Genomic DNA, 21,209 nt, shown 5'->3' on the forward strand with positions numbered 1-21,209 from the left:
GGCCCTGGAGCGCGCTCCAGGGCCTAGCGTGGGGCCCACACCGACCACATCAGGAGCGCGTTTCATGGAACTCGGCTTCCACCTGCCCATCTTCGACATCGACGGCGGGACGTCCGCCATCGCCGGCGAGCTCGCCCGGGTGGGCGCCGCGGCGGAGGAAGCGGGGGCGACCTGGCTGTCCTTCATGGACCACTACTTCCAGATCGAGCCGACCGGCCTGCCCGCCGAGTCGAACATGCTGGAGGGCTACACCACGCTCGGCTACCTCGCCGCGCACACGTCCCGGATCGACCTCGGCCTGCTGGTCACCGGCGTGACCTACCGGCACCCCGGGCTGCTGGCGAAGATCGTCACCACGCTCGACGTCCTTTCGGGCGGCCGGGCCGTCCTCGGCATCGGGGCCGCCTGGTTCGAGCGCGAGCACCGGGGGATGGGCGTGCCGTTCCCGCCGATCGCCGAACGGTTCGAGCGGCTGGAGGAGACGCTGCGCATCTGCGCGCAGATGTGGGACCCGGCGGACAACGGCCCGTTCGAGGGCAAGCACTACCGGCTGGCCGAGACGCTGTGCTCGCCGCAGCCGATCAACCGCCCGAAGGTCCTCGTCGGCGGCGGCGGGGAGCGCAAGACGCTGCGGCTGGTCGCCCAGTACGGCGACGCGTGCAACCTCTTCGGCTCCTCGCCCGACGACGTCGCGCACAAGCTCGACGTGCTGCGCCGCCACTGCGACGACGTCGGGCGCGACTACGACGCGATCCGCAAGACGGTCCTGGCCAACAACCCGCGCCCGGCGCCGGAAACCCGCGACGAGTTCGTCCGCTCGATGGCGGGTTACGCGAAACTCGGTGTGCAGACGGCGATCGTCACCCCGACGACGGGTTCGCCCGCCGCGTGGATCGAGGGAATGGCCCCGGCGGTGCCGCAGCTGGCGGAGCTCGGCTAGCCGGTCAGGATCCGCGCGGTGACCAGCTCCGGTCGCTGCAGCGGCAAGGCGTGCGTCGCGCCCGGCACGATTTCGACGTCGAACAGCGGGTTGAGCGCGTTCACCCGCTGTTCGACCTCGCGCGCGGAGTGGATCACGCTGCGCTCGCCCAGCACCAGCCGGACGGGGACGGTCACCGCGCGCAGCTGGTCGTCGGTGAACAGGTACTGCGGCGGGTGGTGCGCGCGGTACTTCAGGCCGCCGAACAGCAGCGGCCGGAGGGTGCGCCGCACCGCCGCGCGCGGGCGGGGGTCGAACCAGGTCGCGACCTCCCGCACGCTCCACCAGAGGAAGCGCCGGCCGATCGGCGCGAAGCCGGGCGGCTCGATGGCGACCACGCCGGCGATCCGGCCGGGTGTGCGGGCGGCCAGGGTGAGCGCGAGCCACGCGCCCCGCGAAACCCCGGCCAGCAGGAATTTTCCGGGCCCGAGACCGTCGAGGACGTCGGCCAGCCAGTCCGCGCACTCCCCGGCGGTGGGCATCGGCCGCGTCTGGCGTGAGCGCCCGGGTTCGCCGAGTGTGTCGACGGCGAACACGCGGTGCCGCTCGGCCAGCTCCGCGACGTGCGGGTACCAGGACAGCGACGTCCCCATGACGCCGGACAGCAGCACGATCGGTGGCCCGGCCGCACCGCTCGCCCGGACGCGGGTCGGCCCGTAACGCGTGCCGATGTCCAGATCCCGCACCGGAACGGGCCAGTGCGCGGCGATTTCGTCGTAGGCGGCCAGATATCGCTCTTCGCTGCGGGCGTTCTTGAAGCTGCCGATCATGAACCCTCCCCAGGTTTCATGGTCCGGACACGGTAACACACCGCGCCCGTGTGCGTTTAGTCCATAGTGGACAGTGAAACTCCCGGTGAACCGCTTCGCCGGTTTGTCCGTGTGCCCTGGTGAGGTGGCGACCCGAGAGGAGGGGCTGATGCCCCACGTGCGCACGACAGGACGACACCGCAAACCCGCGACGATCGGACTAGCGGCACTGGTGGGCGTAGCAGGCGCAACGGCGGCGGCGATCGCGTTGACCAGCCCGGCGAGCAACGCGGCGACGGAGCAGTGCGGCGGCCTGGACACGGCGTTGCAGAACAACCTGACGTACATCGCGAGCCAGCGCACCGCCCCGGACGACCAGTCGAAAGCCCGGATCGCCGACACCCAGGCGGCGGTCGACCGGCTCGACCAGCAGCGCAAGGCAGCGGGCTGCGCAAACCAGGTGGCGGCGAACGAGGTGGCCGCCCAGTGCGCGGCAATAGCGGCGGCGGGCCAGGACGGCAAGGCGGAGGAGAAGGCCGCGGCGGCCCGCAAGAAGGCGGCCGGCCAGGACGAAGCCGGAAGCGGTAAAGCCCAGCAGAAGGGCATGGCGGCCGGGAACGGCGCCGCTGATGAGAACGGGATGGCGGCCGAGAACGGCATGGCCGACCAGAACGGCATGGCGGCCGGCAACGGTATGGCCGACCAGAACGGCATGGCGGCGCAGAAGGGCGCGGCAGCCGAGAACGGCGCGGCCGGCAAGAAGGGCGCGGGCAAGAAGGGCGCAGCCGACGAGAACGGCATGGCCGGGCAGGACGCCGCCGGTCAGGATGCCGCTGCCGTCCAAGCCTGCGAGGTGGTCCAGAAGTGCCTGGCGCAGGCCGCCGGTGTGGCCGACGCCAACGCCATGGCGAACCAGAACGGCAAGGCCGACGAAAACGGCGCAGCCGCCCAGAACGGCATGGCCGATCAGAACGGCATGGCGGGCGAGAACGGCATGGCCGATCAGAACGGCATGGCGGGCGAGAGCGGCATGGCCGACCAGAAGGGCATGGGCGCTCAGCAGGGTGCGGCCGCCCAGAAGGGCATGGCCGCGGACGACAGCTCGGCCGACCAGAACGGTATGGCGGCGGAAAACGGTGCCGACGGCAACGGCAAGGCCGCCAAGAAGGAAGCCGCCGGTCAGAAGGATGCGGCGAAGCAGAACGGCATGGCCGGTGAGCAGCAGGACGCCGGCCGGATCGTGCTCTCCGCGCAGGATTGCGCGGGCATCCTGAACTGCGTTGCCCAGGCCGCCGATCCCGCTGCCGCGGCGCAGCAGCAGGGGATGGCCGCCGAGGAGAAGCAGAAGGCGCAGGATCAGAAGGCCGAGAACCAGAAGGCCGAGGATCAGAAGGCCCAGGATCAGAAGGCCCAGGACAAGCAGAAGGCCAAGAACGACAAGGCCGGCAAGAAGGCGGCCGACGAAAAGGCCGCCGAAAAGGCCGAAGCCGCCGGCGCGGCCGCGACCCAGTGCGTCGCCGCCGCGGTGGCCGCGGCCGGAAAGGCGCCCGCGGGACACTGAGCAGCACCGGGACCCGGACCGGCGGCCCCACGCCCCGGTCCGGGCCCGGCCCCGCCAAACACCCGAGGCCCGGCGAAGGCCCCCCAGTCCGCCAAGCACCTCCAGCTCGCCAAGCACCCCCAGCCCCGCGAAGCGCCCGTCCGGCGAAGCACCCGAACCGGTGACCGGCGGGAACTCCGGTCCGTCGCCGTTCGTTGACCAAGCGGAGCGCAGTACTCTGGCGCTCGGAAAACGACCGACGACAGCACGAGGCTTCAGTGACCACCGATCCGGCGGCCGAGGACCTGCGCGAGGCGGCCGACGAGCTCGCCGTCGCCGGGCAGCTCCCGCGGTTCCTCCTGATGTACAAGTTCGCCATCGAAGAGCTGATGACGAAGCTGCGGATCCTCAGCGAGGAGTTCGACTTCGTCCACCAGCACGACCCGATCGAGCACATCACGAGCCGGGTGAAGCGACCGGAGGCCATCAAGGAAAAGGTGCGCCGCCGGGGGCTGACCGGCGACTGGGTTTCCGCCGCCGCCGCGCTCGATGACATCGCCGGGATCCGGGTGGTCTGCCCGTTCGTCTCCGATGTCTACGAGGTGGCGCGCATGCTCACCGCGCAGGACGACGTCGAACTGCTGCGCACCAAGGACTACATCACCAGCCCGAAGGCGAACGGCTACCGCAGCCTGCACCTCATCGTCCGCATCCCGGTCTTCCTGTCCGACCGGGTGGAAAAGGTCAAGGTCGAGGTGCAGCTGCGCACCATCGCCATGGACTTCTGGGCGGCGGTCGAACACAAGCTCTCTTACAAGTACCGCGACAGCGTCCCGCCCGACTTCGCGGGTGAGCTGGCCGCGGCGGCCCGGACCGCGGCCGACCTCGACAGCCGGATGGCCGCGCTGCACGAGCGGATCCGCTAGGGCTCGGCCAGGGCGTCGAGCATGATCCGCAGCCCGAATTCGAACTCCGCTTCGTGGTCGCACACGGCCAGGTAGGGCGCGGCCACGGACACCGCGGGCAGCCCGGACGCCGAAAGGTCCGCGAGCCGCTGGACGCTGCCGCCGAACGTCGGCGCGGCCTCGACCTCGCGCATCAGCGTGCCGATGAGGAACGCCAGCACCGCCCGCAGCCCGTGCACCGCGCGCTCCGGCGGATAGCCCGCCGCGAGCAGTGGGCCGAGCACCGCCTCCACCGGGGCCAGCGCCGTCATCGACGCCAGCCGGCGGGTCAGGACGAGCGGCGCCGCCCGCGGGTGGTCGAGCATCGCGGCGCGGAACCCGTGCGCCAGCGCCGACATCGTCCCCCGCAGGTCCGCATCCGGTGGCGGCGCGGGGATCGCGGCGAGCAGGATCTCGGCGATCCCGTCCAGCAGCGCGTCCTTGCCGTCGACGTGGTTGTACAGGCTCATCGGGTCGACGCCGAGCCGATGAGCCAGCTTGCGCATGCTCACAGCTTCCAACCCCGCTTCGTCGACGAGGGCGAGCCCGGCGAGCAGGATCCGTTCGCGCGTCAAGACACTTCGGGACGGCCGGCCACGCCGGCCGGTCACGGGACGAGCACCGCGGGCAGGTGCTCGTAGCCACGCAGGATGCGCGTCGACCGCCGGCGGCCGCCGGGCAGCACGCGCAGGCCGGGGAACCGGTCGAAGATCGTGCGCAGGCCGATCTCGCCCTCCATCCGCGCCAGTGACGCACCCAGGCAGTGGTGGCGGCCGGCACCGAACGACACGTGGTCGCGCGCGCCGGCCCGGGTGACGTCGAAGACGGCCGGATCGGCGAACACGCCGGGGTCGCGGTTGGCGCCCGCCAGCACGGTCGTGACCAGCGCGCCGCGGGGCAGCGGCACGCCGGCGACCTCGGTCGCGCGCGTGGCCAGCCGGCCGGTCAGCAGGACCGGCGGGTCGTACCGCAGCACCTCCTCGACGGCGTTGCCCCACAGCTCCGGCCGTTCGCGCAGCACGGCGAGCTGCCCGGGATCACCCGCGAGCAGCGCGATGCCGCTGCCGAGCAGGTTGACGGTCGTTTCGAAGCCGGCCGCCAGCACCAGGCCCGCGGTGGACTTCAGCTCCGTCTCGGTGAGGCCGACACCGCCGTCGCGAGCCGCGACGAGCTTGCTGAACAGGTCGTTCCCCGGGTTCCGGCGCAGGTGATCGAGGTGCTCGCCGAGCCAGGTGTCGAACTCGGCCAGCGCGGTTTCGACGTGGCGGAACGTGCGCCAGCCGAGCCCGAGGTCGAGGCTGGGCGCCGCGGCCGCGCCCAGGGACAGCACCTTGCCGAGGTCGGCAGGGGGCACGCCGAGGATTTCGCTGATGACCGTCACCGGCAGCAGGCCGCAGTAGGACTCGACGAGGTCGAGCGGGGTGCCGGGGTCGAGCGTGTCGAGCAGGCCGTCCGCGATCTCCTGCACCCGGCCGCGCAGCTGCTCGACCGCGCGCACGGTGAACACGCCGGTGACCAGCTTGCGGTAGCGGGTGTGCTCGGGCGGGTTGACGGCGAGCAGCGAAGGCGGCCGCACCGGGTGCAGGTGCTCGCCGGCCGACCACTCGACCAGGCGGCCGAGCGCCGAGCCGTCCGACCCGATGACGCCGACCCGGAAGTCCTCGCCGGCGAGCACCTCCCGGACCGCGGCGTGCGTGGTGGTCATCCAGCCGAAGCGGGTGCGGGCGAGCGGGCCGGTGTCGCGGATCTCCTCGAACAGGCCGGTCAGGTCGCGGCCGTCGGCCGCGTCGACCACCATCCGCCCCTGGAGGTCCCCGCGCCGGGCCTCGCGGCGCAGCACGGTCCGGGGGAGCGCGTGGCCGAGGCCCCAGCGGACGACGGGTTTCGCGCGGGCCAGGGCTCCTTCGAGCACGGCTTCCCCCTTCGGTCGGCGTGCCTACAGTGTAGGTTATGGCCGGCCGCGCGAGGGGTCATCGCGCCTGTCCGGACCGTTCCCCGACCGGCGCCAGGAGCACGCCCAGCGCGAGCAGTTCCGTCAGCGCCATCCCGCGTTCCACCAGGCCGAGCGGGATGAGCGTCCACCAGCGGCCGTCTTCCGCCGCGGCGACCACGACCGCGCCCAGGATCACCGCGAACCAGCCCAGTGACCCGATCGCCAGCACGCACGCCAGCCGGCGGCGGACCGGCGACGACGGGAACGCCGTGCGCGCGGCGACCAGGACCGCCAGCGGCAGGGCCACGAACGCCACCACGCTGGCGATCCGGTGCAGCGTGCCGCCGAAGTCCGCGCGGGAGACCGTGGCCCAGTCCGGCTTGGGGAACGCCACGATGACCAGCAGCCCGACTGTCCACAGTGTCCCCAGGATGGCCGCGGGCACGGGAAGCCGCCGCTGGCCGCGCAGGACCGCGAGGCCCGCCGCCGAGCCGAGGGCGACCAGGAGCACCGCGAGGTCGAAGACCCACTTGTGATCGGACAACCCGTATTCGCTGATCGTGCGGCGGGTGACGCTGATCCGGTCGGTGGGCGGGATGACCTGCAGCAGCAGCACCAGGCCGGCGCCGAGCACCAAGGCCGCGATGCCCGTCAGCGAGACCGCGACCGACACTCGTCGCGCAGGGACGGTGACCATGAACGCACAGTAGCCGACCGGTGGTTGAACTCCCGGTGAAAGGCGCCCCCGCGTTGAACGCTGTACGACTTACGGCGGTGTCCGCGGCCGGATTTCCTCCATTATGGTCCTCCGCTACCGGTACGTCCGTGCGTGCCGGCCTCGGTCAAGGAGGTCGCTTCCTGTGGGGAATTCACCAAGACGGCTGGTGATGCTGGCTTCGGCCGTCGCACTGGCCGGAACGTTCGTCGCGCTGCCGGCCGGCACCGCCGGTGCGGCGCAGAACATCCTGCGCGCCGACAAGTCGGTGGCCCGCTCGTGCTTCGCGAAGGTGCTGCCCAAGGGCACGTCGGGCGCCGATCGCCGCGAGCTGACGTCCACCGTGGACGGTCTCGTCCAGGCGCGGCTCAAGCCGGCGCAGGGCGCCGAGGGTGACTGGGACGTCGCCGTCTTCGACAAGGCCACCGGTGCGGTGGTCGCCGCTTCGGCGGCGTTGCGCACCCACGAACTCGCCGAAAGCTTCGTGAAGAAGGGGCAGGAGCTCGTCGTCCAGGGCTGCCGCTACGGCGGCTCGGCCGGTCAGGCCCAGCTGGGTGTCGACTTCCTGGCACTGACGCCGCAGGGCACGCCGACCGGGACGGCCCCGGCGGCCCAGCGCGCGGAGCTCGTCCGCGTCGAGACGCCGACGCGCGCCGACAAGAACAAGCTGAACGCGCTCGGCCTCGACGTCACGGAGAAGGGTGACGCGACCGGGGTCGAGGTCGTCCTCGCCGGCGACGCCGACCGCAAGACGCTGAAGGACAGCGGCTTCAAGTCGAAGGTCATCGAGGCGGACCTGTCGGCCAAGTCCGTCCAGGACGCGAAGACCGATCGCCAGTACGCCGCGAAGACCGACGCTTCGGCGCTGCCGTCCGGGCGCACCAGCTACCGGCACCTCTACGAGTACAACTTCGAGATGAAGGAACTCGCCCGCAAGAACCCGAACCTGGTTTCGGCGTTCACCATGCCGGAGTCGACCTGGGAAGGCCGGGACGTCGTCGGCGTCGAAATCGCCACGGACGTCAAGAACCTGACCGACGGCAAGCCGGTGAACTTCACCATGGGCGTGCACCACGCCCGGGAGTGGCCGGCCGGCGAGCACGTCATGGAGTGGGCGTACGAGCTGGTCAACGGCTACTCGCACGACGTTGCCATCCGGTCGCTGGTCGGCAAGACGCGCAACATCGTCGTGCCGATCATCAACCCGGACGGCTTCGAGATCTCCCGCGAAGCCGAGCCCAAGGGTGACTTCACCCGGTTCGATTACGAGATGAAGCGGAAGAACTGCAACGTCAACGACTCGCCGCCGCAGTTCGCGACCGGCGTCTGCAAGGCGAACCCGGGCGGCCGCCTGCGCGGCACCGACCCGAACCGCAACTACGCGGGCTTCTGGGGCGGCAACGGCGCCGAGGTGGCCTGGAGCGGCGACACCTTCCGCGGGTCCGCGCCGTTCAGCGAGCCCGAGGTGCGGAACGTGCGCTCCATCGTGTCCTCGCGCCAGGTGACGAACCTGATCACGATGCACACCGTCGCCGCGCTGGTGCTGCGCCCGCCGGGCGTGGCGGACGTCCGCCCGCCGCTGGAGGAGCCGCAGTACAAGGCCCTCGGCGACAAGCTGGCCTCGCGCAACGGCTACACGAGCGAGCCGAGCTGGGCGCTCTACGACACGACCGGCACCACCGAGGACTGGTCGTACTGGGCCACCGGCGGCTGGGGCTTCACCATCGAGGTCGGCGGCAACGGCTTCCACGGCCCCTACGCCGACAGCGTCGTGGCCGAGTACGAGGGCCTGGCTCCCGCGGCAGGCGCCGGCAAGGGCGGCAACCGCCAGGCGTTCCTGGACATGCTGGGCAACGCGGCCGACCCGCAGCAGCACTCGACGCTGATCGGCTCGGCGCCGAAGAACTACCAGCTCAAGCTGCACAAGACGTTCCAGACGCCGACGTCGCCGGTGATCCAGCCCGACGGCTCCACCAAGCCGCCGATCTACATCACCGACGACCTGAACTCGAAGTTCACCGCCACCGGCGGGCGCTTCGCGTGGTCGGTCAACCCGTCGACGCGGCCGTACGTGGCCGGCCGGTACGGGCGCGACCCGCAGGGCCCGGCGCAGCAGGGCTTCGCGGTCGCCAACCCGGCCGGGGTGCCGCCGATCAACCAGAACTACCCGGTCGACCCGGCGGGTGACTCGTTCACCTTCCACGTCGACGGCCTGCCGAAGGTCGACAACGGGAAGTTCAGCGTGAACATCAACTGGGCGAACACCACGACCGACTGGGACCTGTACGTCTACGACTCGGCGGGCAACCTGGTCAGCTCGTCGGCGAACGGCGGCACGACGTCCGAGCACGCCGTGCTGTTCGACCCGCCGGCGGGCGACTACCGGGCCGTGGTGGTCAACTACGACCAGACGAACCCGGCCGCGGTCGACGACTGGGCAGGCGACGTGTCGTTCTCGTCGCCGATCCCGCCGACCTACGGGACGAAGGAGGCCTACCAGCTGACCTGCTCGGCCCCGAACGGCAAGCTCGTCGGCGTGGCGGACGTCTTCGCCGACCGCGGCCAGACGGTCGACGTCGGCGAGGTCTGCACCCGCTCCGCGCACGCGCAGAAGCAGCGCGCTTCGGGCGGCGTCCGGTAGCAGTGCGTTCGTTCGTGAAGGCCTCCTCGCTCGTGCGGGGAGGCCTTCACGGCGTTGAGGCGAGGGTGACGCCGAGGACGACGAGAACGGTGCCCACGACGCGGTTGAGGGCCGGTTCGGCGCGGGCGTACCACCGCTGGGTGGCGGGGGAGGAGAACAGCAGGGCCACGCTCAGGTGCCAGGCGGCCGAAGTGGCGACGATCAGGGCGACGGCGGCGGCTCGCACGGCGGTGGGTTCGGTGGGCGGCAGGGTCGCGGTGAGGACGCTGCCGAAGAACGCGGCGGCCTTGGGGTTGGTGACGTTGCTGACGACACCGCGGCGGAAGGCGGTGCCGCGCCGGGCCACCACCTCGTCCTGGTCCGGCGGTGGCACGGGATCGCCGGGCGTGCGGGCCTGCCACCACAGCCGCACACCCAGCCACGCCAGGTAGCCGCCGCACGCCACGCGCAGCGCCGTCGCCAGCCACGGCGTGCGGGCGAGCACGCCGCCCAGTCCGAAGACCGCGACCGCGGCCAGCAGCCCACCGGCGGCGACCACCCCGAGCGCGATCGCCACCGCGGTCCGGCGCGTCCCGGTGGCGGCCGTGTGCGCGATGAGGACGAAGTTGGGGCCGGGGGTGATCGCGGCCGGGAGGTAGGCCAGGAGGACCGTGCCGAGGGTGGCGGCGGGACTCACGCCGCGGGGCCGCCGTCGCCGACGCCGAGCCGAAGGTGAGCACGCGCAGACCCCGGAACTGCCGGTGCGCCGGGGTAGCGTGGAAATCGGGGGCTGCTCATGCCGCGCGGCCGCCGCCGACCACCTGGTCGCGCATCGTCCGCAGCGTCTCGTGGTCCACTGTGGACGGATCCGCGGCCAGCCACTCGCCGATCTCGTGCAGGAACTCATCCGGTGTCATCGGCGCGACCGCCAGCTCGCCCGGGTCCGCCGTGGTCAGGTCGCCGCTGCGGCTCGGGTACACGATCATCGCGCCCCGCAGCGCCACCCCCGGCAGCAGTTCGCGGTAGGCCGCCAGGCTCTCCGCGAGCCGGCTGCCGCCGCCGCGGAACGGGCGGCCGTTGCGCAGCAGCCTGCCGTCCTCCGCCGTCTCGTAGTGGCCCGGCAGCCACAGCTTCGACTCGATGAGCACCAGCCGCTTCCCGCACAGAACCGCGTGGTCGACGTCGGCGAACACCGAGCCCGGCCAGGCGAGCCCGTGGAAGATGCGGGCGCCCGGCAGCCGGGTCAGGTACCCCTCGAGCAGGTCGGCGGTGAGCCGCTCGGCCAGCTCGTCGCGCTCGGTGCCGGGCGTGCCGAACACCGTGCGGCCGCCGAACTCCTCGGCGTACGCCTCGCGCGCCTTCGCGGCCCGAAGGTACCCGCGCGCCAGCCGCTGGACGAGCAGCGCCGTCCCGGCCGTCAGCAGCAGCCAGACGATGAGCACCGGCGTGCTGAACCCGACGCCGGTGACCAGCGGCAGGAGCACCAGCACCATCCCGGCGACCGCGACCACCACCGGCGTGTGCCCGGGCCCGCGGTGGCGGCCGTGGCGCATCCGGGTGTCCTCCCCGGCGAAGTGCCACCAGCTCAGGTCCTCGGCGTCCAGCTCGGGCAGGTCGGGGACGAAGCCGGGCTCGTCGCCGAAGCGCCGCCGGGGACGCGGCCGGACCGGCACCGGCACCACGGTCGCGCCGCCGGAGTCGTAGCGCGCGCGGGCCACCGGATCGCCCAGGACGTCGTAGGCCTCGCGCAGCAGCCGGAACGTGCCGACCGTGCCGCCGCCGTCCGGGTGCATGGTCTTGGCCAGCCGGCGGTAGGCCGCCTTGACGTCGGCCGCCGTGGCGTCGCGGCGGAGGCCGAGCACCTCGTAGTAGTCGACGTCGGGCACGCGGGTGGTCACCTCCGATGGCTGCGCGAAGACTTTATGGGGTCCGGTCGCGGGGCCTGTCACCGCCTCGGCGGCGCGCCGGAGTGATTGTCCTCGGCGCAGGTCAGGGCGGTGTGAGCGGTTTTGCCGGTGACGGCCCGGAAACGGCCGCTCCGGCGTGGCACGGCCGGCGGGTCCGGTGACGGTGTCCCGCATGGCGGCGGCGTCTTCGTCTTCCGTGGTCACGCAATGTCCATTGAGGACTCATTGTCACTCGGAAGTGTTGCCGCGCCCGGGAAAGGCCGCTCCGCGGTGACTTTTCGTAGTCGGAATCCACTCGAATGGCCGTGAACATGTGTTCGAATCCTCGGCTAGTCTTGAGGCATGTCCTCGACCTCCCTCAGACGTGACGGGCCCACCGCCACCCCACCTCGGCAGCGGGCCCGTCACCCCCGTCAGCGCTCGCGCAGCAGGTACCGCTGCAGCTTGCCGCCGGCATTGCGCGGCAGGGCGTCGAGGAAGCGCACCCGGCGCGGGTACTTGTACGGCGCGGCAACGGCTTTGGCGTGCTCCTGCAGGGCGTGCGCGACGTCCGGGCCCGGGGCGACGCCGGGCCGGAGCACGACGAAAGCCGTCACGACCGCGCCCCGGTCCGGGTCGGGTGTGCCGACGACGGCGCACTCTTCGACGTCCGGATGCGTCAGGAGCACCTCTTCGACCTCGGGAGCCGCGATGTTGTAACCGGACGAGACGATCATGTCGTCGCTGCGTGCCACGAAGCGGAAGTAGCCGTCCGGCTCGCGGACGTAGGTGTCGCCGGTGATGTTCCAGCCGTCACGGACGTAGTCGGTCTGGCGGGGGTCGCCGAGGTAGCGGCAGCCGGTGGGGCCCTGGACGGCGAGCAGCCCGGGTGTGCCGTCCGGGACCGGCCGGCCGTCGGCGTCCAGGACGGCGGCGCGGAAGCCGGGGACGACCTTGCCCGTCCGGCCGGGGCGGACGTCGTCGCCGGCGGCGGAGATGAACACGTGCAGCATCTCCGTGCTGCCGATGCCGTCGATCAACGGCGATCCGACGACCTCGCGGTACCGCTCGGCCACGGCGGCGGGCAGCGCTTCCCCGGCGGAGACGGCGCGGCGGACCCCGGCCAGCAGGGGCCCGTCGCCGGAGCCCAGGATCGCGCGGTAGGCGGTCGGGGCGGTGAACAGCACCGTCACCGCCTGCTCGGCGACGATCGACGCCAGCTCCTTGGGTGTCGCGCGCTCCAGCAGGAGCACCGACGCGCCGGCGTGCAGCGGGAACACCAGAAGGCCGCCCAGGCCGAAGGTGAAGGCCAGTGGCGGGGTGCCGCAGAAGACGTCGTCCGGGGTGGGCCGGACGACGTGCCGGGAGAACGTGTCGGCGATGGCGAGCAGGTCGCGGTGGAAGTGCATGGTGGCCTTCGGCGTCCCGGTCGTGCCGGAGGTGAAGGCGAGCAGGGCGACGTCGTCGGCGGCCGTCGGCACGTCGGCGAAGGTCGCCGGGTGCCGGGCGCAGCGTTCGGCCAGGCCGGCGCGCCCAGTGCTGTCGGACGCTGGGGTGTCGGATGCTGTGCCGTCGGACGCTGCGCTGTCGGGTGCTGTGCGGTAGGGCACCACGGGCAGTGTGGGTGGCAGCTCGTCGAGCAGGCGCTCGTCGCACAGGGCCACCGTGGGCTGCGCCCGGTCGGCGATCTTGTCGAGCTCGCCGCGGCGGAGCATCGGCATGGTCGTGACGGCGACGGCGCCGGCCTTCAGGACGCCGAGCCAGCACGCCGCGAGCCACGGCGTGTTGGTGCCGCGCAGCAGCACGCGGTTGCCCGGCACGACACCGAGCTCGGCGGTGAGGACGTGCGCGATCCGGTTGGCGCGGGCCAGGACGTCGCCGTAGGTCCACGTCTCGTGCGGCGAACGCAGGCAGGGGCGGTCCGGCCCGAGGCGGGCGGCGGTCTCGTCGAGCAGCGCGGTCGCGGCGTTGAGGCGGTCGGGGTAGTGCAGCTCCGGCAGGTCGAACACGAGCCGCGGCCATTGGTCGCCGGGTGGCAGCCGGTCGCGGCAGAACGAGTCGGTGTGAGCGCTGGGAGAAAGCCTCATCGCAGCTCCTCGGTCTCGACCTGCCCGCCCCCAGGAAGGTAGCACTCGTTGCGACCGTCGAGAAGACGCAATGTCGTACCGATGACGATGGCAACCGGGAAGCCATGCACGGGGTCGGTAACCGCCGGTGCCGAGGCTCTACCGCGCGCGGGAGTTCCGGCCGGGGCGCTGGGCGGCCGTCGGTTTGACGCCGCGAGTCACCCCGTCGTGGGCGCGCGGGAACACGGTGTCGCGGGGTGCCGGCCAGTAGCTTTTCGATCATGGTCGAGACGCCCGAACCCCCGCCCACGCTGGCTGATCCGCGCGCGCTGCTGCTGGGCTACCTCGACCACAACGCCGCCGCCATCCTGCGCAAGCTCGACGGCCTCTCCGAACGGGAGCTGCGCCGGAGCGTGCTGCCTTCGGGCTGGACGCCGCTGGGCATGGTCAAGCACCTCGCTTGCACCGAACGCTTCTGGATCCGGTACCTGTTCGCCGGCGAGGACGTCGACTTCTCCTGGCCGCGCACCGCCGAACAGGAGTGGTTCGTCGCGCCGGAGGAACCGTCGGCGGACATCACCGCGTTCTTCCTGGCGGAGCGCGAAAACTGTGCCCGGCTGGCCGCGGTCACCCCGCTGGACGGCCGGGCCGTGCGCACGACCCGCCGCGGCGGCGCCGAAGAGCACCCCACGTTCGCGTGGATCCTGTGCCACCTGGTGCAGAGCTTCGCCCGGCACGCCGGGCACGTGGACGTCGGCCGCGAACTGATCGACGGCCTGACCGGCAGATAGCGACTCAGGCGGGTGGGGCGACGGTGGCGTCCTGGCCGGCGCGGCGCAGCGCTTCGGCGACGAACCCGGTGGCCTTCAGCTCTTCGACCAGGTCGTGCAGGAACGCGACCGTTTCCGGGCGGCGGTCAGGGGTGGTGCCGACCGCCTGCCGGATCTCCATGAAGCGTCCGGGCAGCACCCGGGTCCCGGGGTGGGCGGCGGCGTAGGCGGTCATCGGCCGGCGGATGCCGGCGGCGACCTCCAGGCCGAGGTCCTCGAACGCCGTGACACCGTCCTCGCCGCGCACGATGGTGGCGTGCTGGAGGGTCCGGGTCAGGTAGAGGTCGTACGCGGAGCCCTGCTTCACCCCGATCCGGACGTCCGGCCGGTCTACGTCGGCCGGCGTGGTGAAGGGCGAGCCGTCCGGGACGACGTACACGCCTTCGATGAGGACGTACGGTGCGGTGAACGCCACCTCGGCCGCGCGGGCGGGCTCGATCGCCAGGAAGCCCAGGTCGGCCGCGCCCGAGGTCAGCGCCTCGAACGACTTGCGGGCCGCGTCGAAGCAGGCGAACTCCACCGGGACGGCCAGCCGCGCCGCCACCTCGCGGGCGAGGTCGACCGTGACCCCGCCCGGTTCGGCCGGCGTGCCGTGCGCGAGCACGGGATTGCCGAGGTTGATCGCGGCGCGCAGCGGGCCGGTGGGCGCGAGGTCCCGGGCGACGGCGGAAAGATCTCCCATGCCCGGCGAGGCTAGCGGCGGGACTCCGCGCGCGCCCCGCGATTGTCGCTCACGCCACCGGCGGCTCGTCCGCGGTGGTCAGGGCGAACACCGTCTCCTGGTGGTAGACCTCGCCGGGGCGCAGCACCGTGCTGGGGAAGTCCGGGCGGTTGGGGGAGTCCGGGAAGTGCTGCGCTTCCAGCGCGAAGCCGGCGCCGCGGTGGTACGGGCGGCCGCCGGTGCCGGTGAGGGCCGCGGTGAGGTAGTTGCCCGAGTAGAACTGCAGGCCCGGCTCGGTCGTCCACATGGTGAGCAGGCGCCCGGACGCCGGGTCCCACGCGCGGGCGGCGAACGGCGCGCCGTCGTCGAGCACCCAGTTGTGGTCGTAGCCCTGGCCGATCACCAGCTGGGGGTCGGGTTCGCCGATGCGGGCGCCGATCGGCGCCGGCCGGCGGAAGTCGAAGGGCGTGCCCTCGACCGGGACCGGGTCGCCGGCCGGGATCAGGTCCTCCCCGGTCGGGCAGAACCGGCTCGCGGCGATCTCCAGGCGGTGCTCGTGGACCTCGCCCGCCCCTTCGCCGGCCAGGTTCCAGTAGGTGTGGTTGGTCAGGTTGACCACCGTCGGCGCGTCGGTCGTCGCGCGGTAGGTGATGCGCAGCCGGTCGCGCGCGTCGACGCGGTAGGTGACCTCGGCGGTGAGCCGGCCGGGGTAGCCCTGGTCGCCGTCCGGGCTGACCAGCGTGAGCCGGACGGCGACGCCGTCGCCGTCCCGGAGTTCGGTCGCCGACCAGACCCGCGTGTCGAACCCGGCGGGGCCACCGTGCAGGCTGTTCTTGCCGTTGTTCAGCGGCACCCGGTACTGGACGCCGTCGAGGGTGAAGGTGCCCCCGGCGATCCGGTTGGCGAACCGGCCGATCGCCGCGCCCAGGAAGACCCGGTCCGCCCCGGGCCGGTTGTTGGCGACGTAGGAGCCGAGGTCCGCGAAGCCGAGGACGACGTTGCCGGGGCGGCCGTCGCGGTCCGGCGCCTCCAGCGACTGGATGACGCCGCCGTAGTCGAGCACGCGCACGACCGGCCCGCCGGGCCGCCCCAGCGTGTACCGGTGGACGTCGGTGCCGCCGGCCTGGCCGAACAACTCCCGGGTGAGTTCCGGTGCGGTCATCGGTGGGTCCCCTCCAACCGACTGTTAGCGCTAACAGCCTGGGACGACCTTAGATTCGCGGCCGCGCACGGTCAAGGACGGCCTGCGCGCCGGCGGCCGGGACCGGCTCGAATACACCCGACTGGAGTGCCGGGTGGGGTGCAGGGACGGGCAGCCGGTCAGCCGTGGTCGCGGCCGCCCGCCGGCGGGCGGGTGCCCAGCAGCCGGTGGGCGCACAGTGCCATCTGGATCTCCAGGCGCTTCGCCGGGTCCGCCAGCCGGTCGCCGAACAGCTCGCTCAGCTGGCTCACGCGGTAGCGGACCGTCTGGGGGTGGATCCGCAGGGCCTGGGCGATCTCCGGGGTGTTCCCGTTGTGCTCCAGCCAGCTCAGCAACGTCTCGGCCAGCCGGGTCCGCTGCTTCACCGTCAGGCCCGCGAAGGGGGCGAGCGCCGTCGCCGACAGCTCGTCCAGCAGGAAGCGGTCGAGCAGCAGCCAGTGCGTCGCCAGGTGGTCGGCCGTGCGGGTGACCGGGCCGTCGCCGGCCAGGCCGCGGCGGAGGAGGTCGAGCGTGCGGCGGGCCCACAGCAGCGACGTCGCCGCGTCGGCCGGCCGGACCCGGGGGCCGACCGCGGCGCGCCAGCCCGGGAGGCGGCCTTCGAGGCCCCGCAGGTCGCGGTCCGGGTTCGGGGTCAGCAAGCACGGCTCGGGGCCGTCGAGGTCCAGCAGCACGTCGTCGGCGAGCCGCGGTGTCGGCGGGGGGTGCTGCTCGGTCCGCGGGTCGAGCGCGACGACCGTGACCCACTCCGGCATCGTCCACTGCGCCGCCTTGGCCATGGTCGCCAGCGTGGCCGGCGACGAGGGCGGGGTGGCCAGCAGCAGTTCGAACAGCCGGCGCCGCCGTCGTTCGAGCGTGCCGCTCGCCATCGCCTGCGCCAAGGTGTACCCCTCGACCGAGTACGAGGAAATCTCGTCCACGTAAGCGAAAACGGCTTCCGCGCCGACGCACAGCACGGCCGCCGGGAACCGGTGCGCCTGCCCCAGCTCGGCTATGTAGCGCCACGCCGCGCGGCCGCCCGCGCGGTAGGCGGCCTGCAGGGAGTTGAGGCTGCCGCCGTCGTGGTGGACGCGCTTCCCCACCTCCATGAACAGCTTCGCCCAAGTGTCCTGTGTGGACGCGAGGTCTTCGATGCTGTCGATGCAGCTGAGCACCGCCTGCTCGATCGCCAGCACGATCATCTTGCCGAACTCGCCTTCGAGCGGCTTGGCGTACTCGGGGACGGCCCGCTGGACCTCTTCGAGGATCCGCCGGGCGAGCGGGTCGGCGTGCGGCCGGAACCGCTGCGCGAGTTCCGTCGGCAGCGAGCACCACAGCTGCCGGGCGCGGCCGGTGCCCCGCGGGTGCGGAATCGCCGCCTGCGTGATCGTCCGGGTCATGGTTCACACCCCTTGCCGCGCTTCGTGGAGTCCGCGCCGGGCTCGGCGCGGACGTCATGTACTCACACGGGATCGGACTTGGCAACCGCCGCCCCTGCGTCCGGAGCGGGTTCTGTCACGCGGAGGTCAACGGCCGCACCGGAGTTTGTCACCTGCCGGACAAACCCCGTAACACTAACCGCGGCAAAGGTTTCCGGAATTCGATTTGTGAACTCGGGCGGTATCTTCGCGCGCCTTCCCGTTGTTAGCGTGATCAACCGGCACGCGGGAGGAGACACCGATGACGGCGCTCGTTTCCTGGTGTTTCCGCCGGGCCGGCGTCGTGATCGTGCTGTGGCTGCTGGCGCTGGGCGGGCTGGGTTCCGCCGCGCTGCACACCGGCTCGGCCTTCCGCGACACGGTGGACCTGCCGGCCGCGGACAGCACGGCGGCGGCGAACCTGCTGCGCGCCGCCGGGGCCGGTGGCGCCGGGGAACGCGTCGTCGTCCGCTCGGAGGACGGCCCGGTCGACAGCGGCACGGGCCGCGCCCGGCTCGACGCGCTCGCCGCCCGGCTGGTGGCGGTGCCGCACGTCGTGTCCGTCGATCCGCCGCCCGGCGAGGTGTCCGCCGACCGGCGGATCGCGGTGCTGACCGTGCGCTTCAACGCCCCCGCCGCCGACCTCGGGCAGGGGACGGCCGACGCGCTGGCCGCCACCGTCCGCGACGCCGGGGGCCTCACCGCCGGCGCTTCCGGAGAGCTCGCCGCGATGACGGCCGCCGCGCCCGACCTGGGCAACGCCGGGATCGGCCTGCTCGCCGCGGCCGTCGTGCTGCTGGTGGCCTTCGGCTCGCCGGCCTGCGTCCTGCTGCCGGTCCTCACCGCGGCGGTTTCGGTCGGCTGCGCCCTGGCGGCGGTGACGCTGTTGTCGCACGTCATGACCATGCCGAAGATCAGCACCGAGATCGCCGCGCTGCTCGGGCTCGGCGTCGGCGTCGACTACGCGCTGTTCGTGCTGACCCGCTACCGGCAGGGCCGCCGGGACGGTGCCGAGCCGGCGGCGGCGCTGGCCGTCGCGGCCGCGACCTCCGGCCGCAGCGTGGTCTTCGCCGGCGTCACCGTGTGCGTCTCGCTCGCCGGGATGGTCACCGTCGGACTGCCGTTCCTGGACGGGATCGCGGCCGCCGCCGCGGTCTCGGTGCTGCTGACCGCGTTCGCCGCGCTCACCCTGCTGCCGGCGCTGCTGCGGCTCCTCGCCCGCCGGATGAGCCTGCGCCCGGACGGCGGCGACGGCCGGTGGGCCCGGCTCGCGCGGTCGGTGACCGCGCGTCCCGGCCCGTACACCCTGGCGGCCCTGCTGGTCGTGGCCGTGCTCGCGCTGCCGATGACCGGCCTGCGGCTCGGCGTGCCGGACGCCGCGCTCGACCCGCCCGGCAGCGTCACGCGGACCGCGGCCGAGCTGCTCGACGAGGGCTTCGGGCCGGGGGCCGACGCGGCGTTGGCGGTGGTCGGGACCGGCGGCGGGGACGCGGTGGGCGCGCTGCGGGAAGCGCTGCTCGCGAGCGCCGACGTCGGCCCGCCCACCGCGCTGCCCGGGGGAGTGTGGCTGCTGACGGTGCTCCCGCGTACGGGCCCCGGCGATCCGGCGACCGGCGAACTGCTCGCGTCGACGCGGGTGATGGCCAAGGTCATCGCCGGCCCGGACGCGCACGTCGGCGGGGTCGTCGCGGCGCGGGCCGACTTCTCCGCGGCGATCACCGCCCGGCTGCCGCTGTTCCTCGCCGCCGTCGTCGGGATTTCGGTCCTGCTGCTGGCGTGGGTGTTCCGCAGCGTGCTGATCCCGCTCACCGCGGCGGTGATGAACCTGCTGACCGCGGCCGCGACGACCGGCGCGGTGGTGTTCGCCTTCGGCGCCCCGATCGAGCCCTACCTGCCCGTGTTCCTGTTCGCCGGGCTGTTCGGGCTGTCGATGGACTACGAGGTCTTCCTCATCGCCCGCATCCAGGAGGCGTGGCGCCGCCACGGCGACACCCGCGCGGCCATCGTCGACGGCGTCGCGGCGACCGGCCGGACCATCACCGCGGCCGCGCTGATCATGGCGCTGGTGTTCGTCTCCTTCGCCTTCGTGGACGCGCGAGTGGTGCGCGAGGCGGGCGTCGGGCTGACCGTCGCCGTGCTCCTGGACGCCGTCGTGGTCCGGTGCGTGCTCGTCCCCGCGGTGATGGCCTGGCTCGGTGCGGCGAACTGGTGGTTCCCGCGCCGGAAGGCCGTGGGCACCGGCGAGCTGGTGGGGAGCGCGCGATGACCCGGCGAACCCTGGTCGTGCTCGCGCTCGGCGCGTTCGTCACGACGCTGGACAACACGATCGTCGCCGCGGGCGCGCCGTCCATCGCCCGCGACCTCGCCCTGGACGTCCGCGCCCTGCAGTGGATCGCGCTGGGGTACATGCTCCCGTTCGCGGGGCTGCTGCCGGTGGCGGGCGCGCTGATCGATCGCTGGGGGCGGCGCCCGGCCCTGACCGGCGCCCTCCTCGCGTTCGGGTTCGGCGCGGCGGCGGGCGGCCTGGCGGGTTCGGCGTGGCTGCTGGTCGCCGCCCGGGTGCTCCAGGGGCTCGCGGCCGCGTTCCTGGTGCCGGGCCTGCTGAGCCTGCTGCGGACCAACCTCGACGCGCGCGGCCGGACGCTCGGTGCGGCGGTCTGGACGGCCTGCCTGGCGGCCGCGCTGGCCCTCGGCCCCGCGCTCGGCGGTGTCCTGAGCGAATACTGCGGCTGGGCCTGGATCTTCTTCGTCAACCTCCCGTTCGTGGCCGCGATGCTGGGCCTGCTGCCGGGGACCGTGCCGCCCGGCCGCGGGGGCGGGACCCGCGCGCCACCGCCGTCGGCGATGATCCTGGTGACGGCGAGCCTGGTGCTGCTCACCACCGCGCTCGCCGAACCCCGGCTCCGGATCCCGCTGCTCGCCGCGGGGACCGCGTTCGGGGTGGCGTTCCTCGTGCGGGAACGCCGGGCGGCCGACCGGCTGGTCCCGCCGGCCCTGACCGGCAACCGGGTGTTCCTGGGCTCGCTCGGCCTGCAGCTGCTGTGGGGACTGGGCATCTCCGGGATCTTCTTCTTCACGCCGTTGCTGCACCAGGAGTTCCTGGGACTCGGCCCGGCCGGCGCCGGACTGCCCCTGGTGCTGGTCGCGGTGGCGGTCGTGGCCGCGACGCCGCTGGTGCCGGCGGCCGTCGCCCGCCACGGTCCCCTTCGGACGGTGGCGATGGGGCTGGCCGTGGTGGGGGCGGGACTGCTCGCCCTCGCCGCGGTGAACCACGTCCCCGCGCTGTGGCCGCGGGTGCCCGGCCTGGTCCTGATCGGCGCGGGCTCCGCCTTCACCGTCCCGATGACGTCGCACGCGCTCGACGTGGTGGCCGAGCGGTATTCCGGGACGGCGTCGGGATTGCTCACCGCGGCCCGGGAATTGTCGAGCGCGCTCGGCGTCGCGCTGATCGGCGCGGTGCTCACGTCGGTGCGCGCGGCGCGGCTCGAGGCGGGCGTCCCCGCCGGGGCGGCACTGGCCGGCGGGTACACCGCGGGCCTGCTCGCCGCGGCCGGGCTGACGTTCGCCGGCGCGCTGCTGGCCGTGCGCGTGCCGGGAACCCGGTCCGCCGAGACCTCGTCGCCGCGTGACAAACGTGCTGTCCCGTAACCCGTTTCCCCATGAGTATCCGAGATTGAATCGTTGACAACCG

17 protein-coding genes are annotated in these 21,209 nt (G+C 73.1%); 7 read left to right on the forward strand and 10 right to left on the reverse strand.

The window, feature by feature from the left end; genetic code table 11:
• Positions 1 to 64 precede the first annotated feature (64 nt).
• Entirely contained in the window at positions 65 to 940 is an 876-nt protein-coding gene (locus ACFVYA_RS19380; RefSeq protein WP_387046625.1) for an LLM class F420-dependent oxidoreductase, read from the forward strand.
• On the opposite strand, the gene ACFVYA_RS19385 is transcribed toward ACFVYA_RS19380, so the two are convergent.
• On the reverse strand, positions 937 to 1,749 hold the full coding sequence (locus ACFVYA_RS19385) for an alpha/beta fold hydrolase (protein WP_387046627.1): 813 nt from the start codon (positions 1,747 to 1,749) through the stop codon (positions 937 to 939). The genes ACFVYA_RS19380 and ACFVYA_RS19385 overlap by 4 nt on opposite strands.
• A gap of 148 nt (positions 1,750 to 1,897) precedes the next feature.
• Here ACFVYA_RS19385 and ACFVYA_RS19390 point away from each other — a divergent pair, with 148 nt between their 5' ends.
• Positions 1,898 to 3,289 (forward strand): hypothetical protein, encoded by a 1,392-nt coding sequence (locus tag ACFVYA_RS19390; protein ID WP_387046629.1) that lies wholly within the window; start codon positions 1,898 to 1,900, stop codon positions 3,287 to 3,289.
• Between the two features lie 257 nt (positions 3,290 to 3,546).
• Entirely contained in the window at positions 3,547 to 4,194 is a 648-nt protein-coding gene (locus ACFVYA_RS19395) for a GTP pyrophosphokinase family protein (RefSeq protein WP_285990622.1), read from the forward strand.
• Here ACFVYA_RS19395 and ACFVYA_RS19400 read toward each other — a convergent pair.
• The 3 genes from ACFVYA_RS19400 to ACFVYA_RS19410 are packed head-to-tail and all read right to left on the reverse strand — an operon-like array spanning position 4,191 to position 6,842.
• Positions 4,191 to 4,787 (reverse strand): TetR/AcrR family transcriptional regulator C-terminal domain-containing protein, encoded by a 597-nt coding sequence (locus tag ACFVYA_RS19400; RefSeq protein WP_285990623.1) that lies wholly within the window; start codon positions 4,785 to 4,787, stop codon positions 4,191 to 4,193. The genes ACFVYA_RS19395 and ACFVYA_RS19400 overlap by 4 nt on opposite strands.
• 32 nt (positions 4,788 to 4,819) lie before the next feature.
• Positions 4,820 to 6,124: a cytochrome P450 gene (locus ACFVYA_RS19405; protein ID WP_387046632.1), complete on the reverse strand. Its 1,305-nt coding sequence runs from the start codon at positions 6,122 to 6,124 to the stop codon at positions 4,820 to 4,822.
• Positions 6,125 to 6,182: 58 nt separating this feature from the next.
• The gene (locus ACFVYA_RS19410) at positions 6,183 to 6,842 is read right to left on the reverse strand and encodes a DUF998 domain-containing protein (RefSeq protein ID WP_387046634.1); all 660 of its coding nucleotides are present in this window, start codon (positions 6,840 to 6,842) and stop codon (positions 6,183 to 6,185) included.
• A gap of 190 nt (positions 6,843 to 7,032) precedes the next feature.
• Between ACFVYA_RS19410 and ACFVYA_RS19415 the strand changes: the two genes are divergently transcribed.
• On the forward strand, positions 7,033 to 9,501 hold the full coding sequence (locus tag ACFVYA_RS19415) for a M14 family zinc carboxypeptidase (RefSeq protein ID WP_387046726.1): 2,469 nt from the start codon (positions 7,033 to 7,035) through the stop codon (positions 9,499 to 9,501).
• Positions 9,502 to 9,547: 46 nt separating this feature from the next.
• Here the strand turns inward: ACFVYA_RS19415 and ACFVYA_RS19420 are convergent, their stop codons facing one another.
• From ACFVYA_RS19420 to ACFVYA_RS19430, 3 genes are all read right to left on the reverse strand, one after another.
• Positions 9,548 to 10,177 carry a LysE family translocator gene (locus tag ACFVYA_RS19420; RefSeq protein WP_387046635.1) on the reverse strand — a complete coding sequence of 210 codons (630 nt, stop codon included), beginning with the start codon at positions 10,175 to 10,177 and terminating at the stop codon, positions 9,548 to 9,550.
• Between the two features lie 97 nt (positions 10,178 to 10,274).
• Entirely contained in the window at positions 10,275 to 11,366 is a 1,092-nt protein-coding gene (locus ACFVYA_RS19425) for a DnaJ domain-containing protein (protein WP_387046728.1), read from the reverse strand.
• Positions 11,367 to 11,800: 434 nt separating this feature from the next.
• A complete protein-coding gene (locus ACFVYA_RS19430) occupies positions 11,801 to 13,453 on the reverse strand; it encodes an AMP-binding protein (RefSeq protein ID WP_387046637.1) in 1,653 nt (550 codons plus the stop codon).
• A gap of 260 nt (positions 13,454 to 13,713) precedes the next feature.
• Between ACFVYA_RS19430 and ACFVYA_RS19435 the strand changes: the two genes are divergently transcribed.
• Complete coding sequence (locus tag ACFVYA_RS19435; RefSeq protein WP_285990628.1) at positions 13,714 to 14,223, forward strand: DinB family protein; 510 nt, start codon at positions 13,714 to 13,716, stop codon at positions 14,221 to 14,223.
• Between the two features lie 4 nt (positions 14,224 to 14,227).
• Here ACFVYA_RS19435 and ACFVYA_RS19440 read toward each other — a convergent pair whose 3' ends face one another.
• From ACFVYA_RS19440 to ACFVYA_RS19450, 3 genes are all read right to left on the reverse strand, one after another.
• Positions 14,228 to 14,944: a transporter substrate-binding domain-containing protein gene (locus tag ACFVYA_RS19440; RefSeq protein ID WP_285990629.1), complete on the reverse strand. Its 717-nt coding sequence runs from the start codon at positions 14,942 to 14,944 to the stop codon at positions 14,228 to 14,230.
• Positions 14,945 to 14,993: 49 nt separating this feature from the next.
• Positions 14,994 to 16,085, reverse strand: coding sequence for an aldose epimerase family protein (locus tag ACFVYA_RS19445; RefSeq protein ID WP_387046639.1), 1,092 nt, complete (start codon positions 16,083 to 16,085; stop codon positions 14,994 to 14,996).
• A 158-nt stretch (positions 16,086 to 16,243) separates the two neighbouring features.
• Positions 16,244 to 17,500, reverse strand: coding sequence for a helix-turn-helix domain-containing protein (locus tag ACFVYA_RS19450; RefSeq protein WP_387046641.1), 1,257 nt, complete (start codon positions 17,498 to 17,500; stop codon positions 16,244 to 16,246).
• A gap of 280 nt (positions 17,501 to 17,780) precedes the next feature.
• On the opposite strand from ACFVYA_RS19450, the gene ACFVYA_RS19455 reads away from it, so the two are divergent.
• On the forward strand, positions 17,781 to 19,784 hold the full coding sequence (locus ACFVYA_RS19455; RefSeq protein ID WP_387046643.1) for an MMPL family transporter: 2,004 nt from the start codon (positions 17,781 to 17,783) through the stop codon (positions 19,782 to 19,784).
• Positions 19,781 to 21,166 carry an MFS transporter gene (locus ACFVYA_RS19460; protein WP_387046646.1) on the forward strand — a complete coding sequence of 462 codons (1,386 nt, stop codon included), beginning with the start codon at positions 19,781 to 19,783 and terminating at the stop codon, positions 21,164 to 21,166. Before ACFVYA_RS19455 ends, ACFVYA_RS19460 begins: the two co-directional genes overlap by 4 nt.
• Positions 21,167 to 21,209 lie beyond the last annotated feature (43 nt).

It is taken from the genome of Amycolatopsis sp. NPDC058278, from assembly GCF_042881395.1.
GTDB lineage: Bacteria > Actinomycetota > Actinomycetes > Mycobacteriales > Pseudonocardiaceae > Amycolatopsis.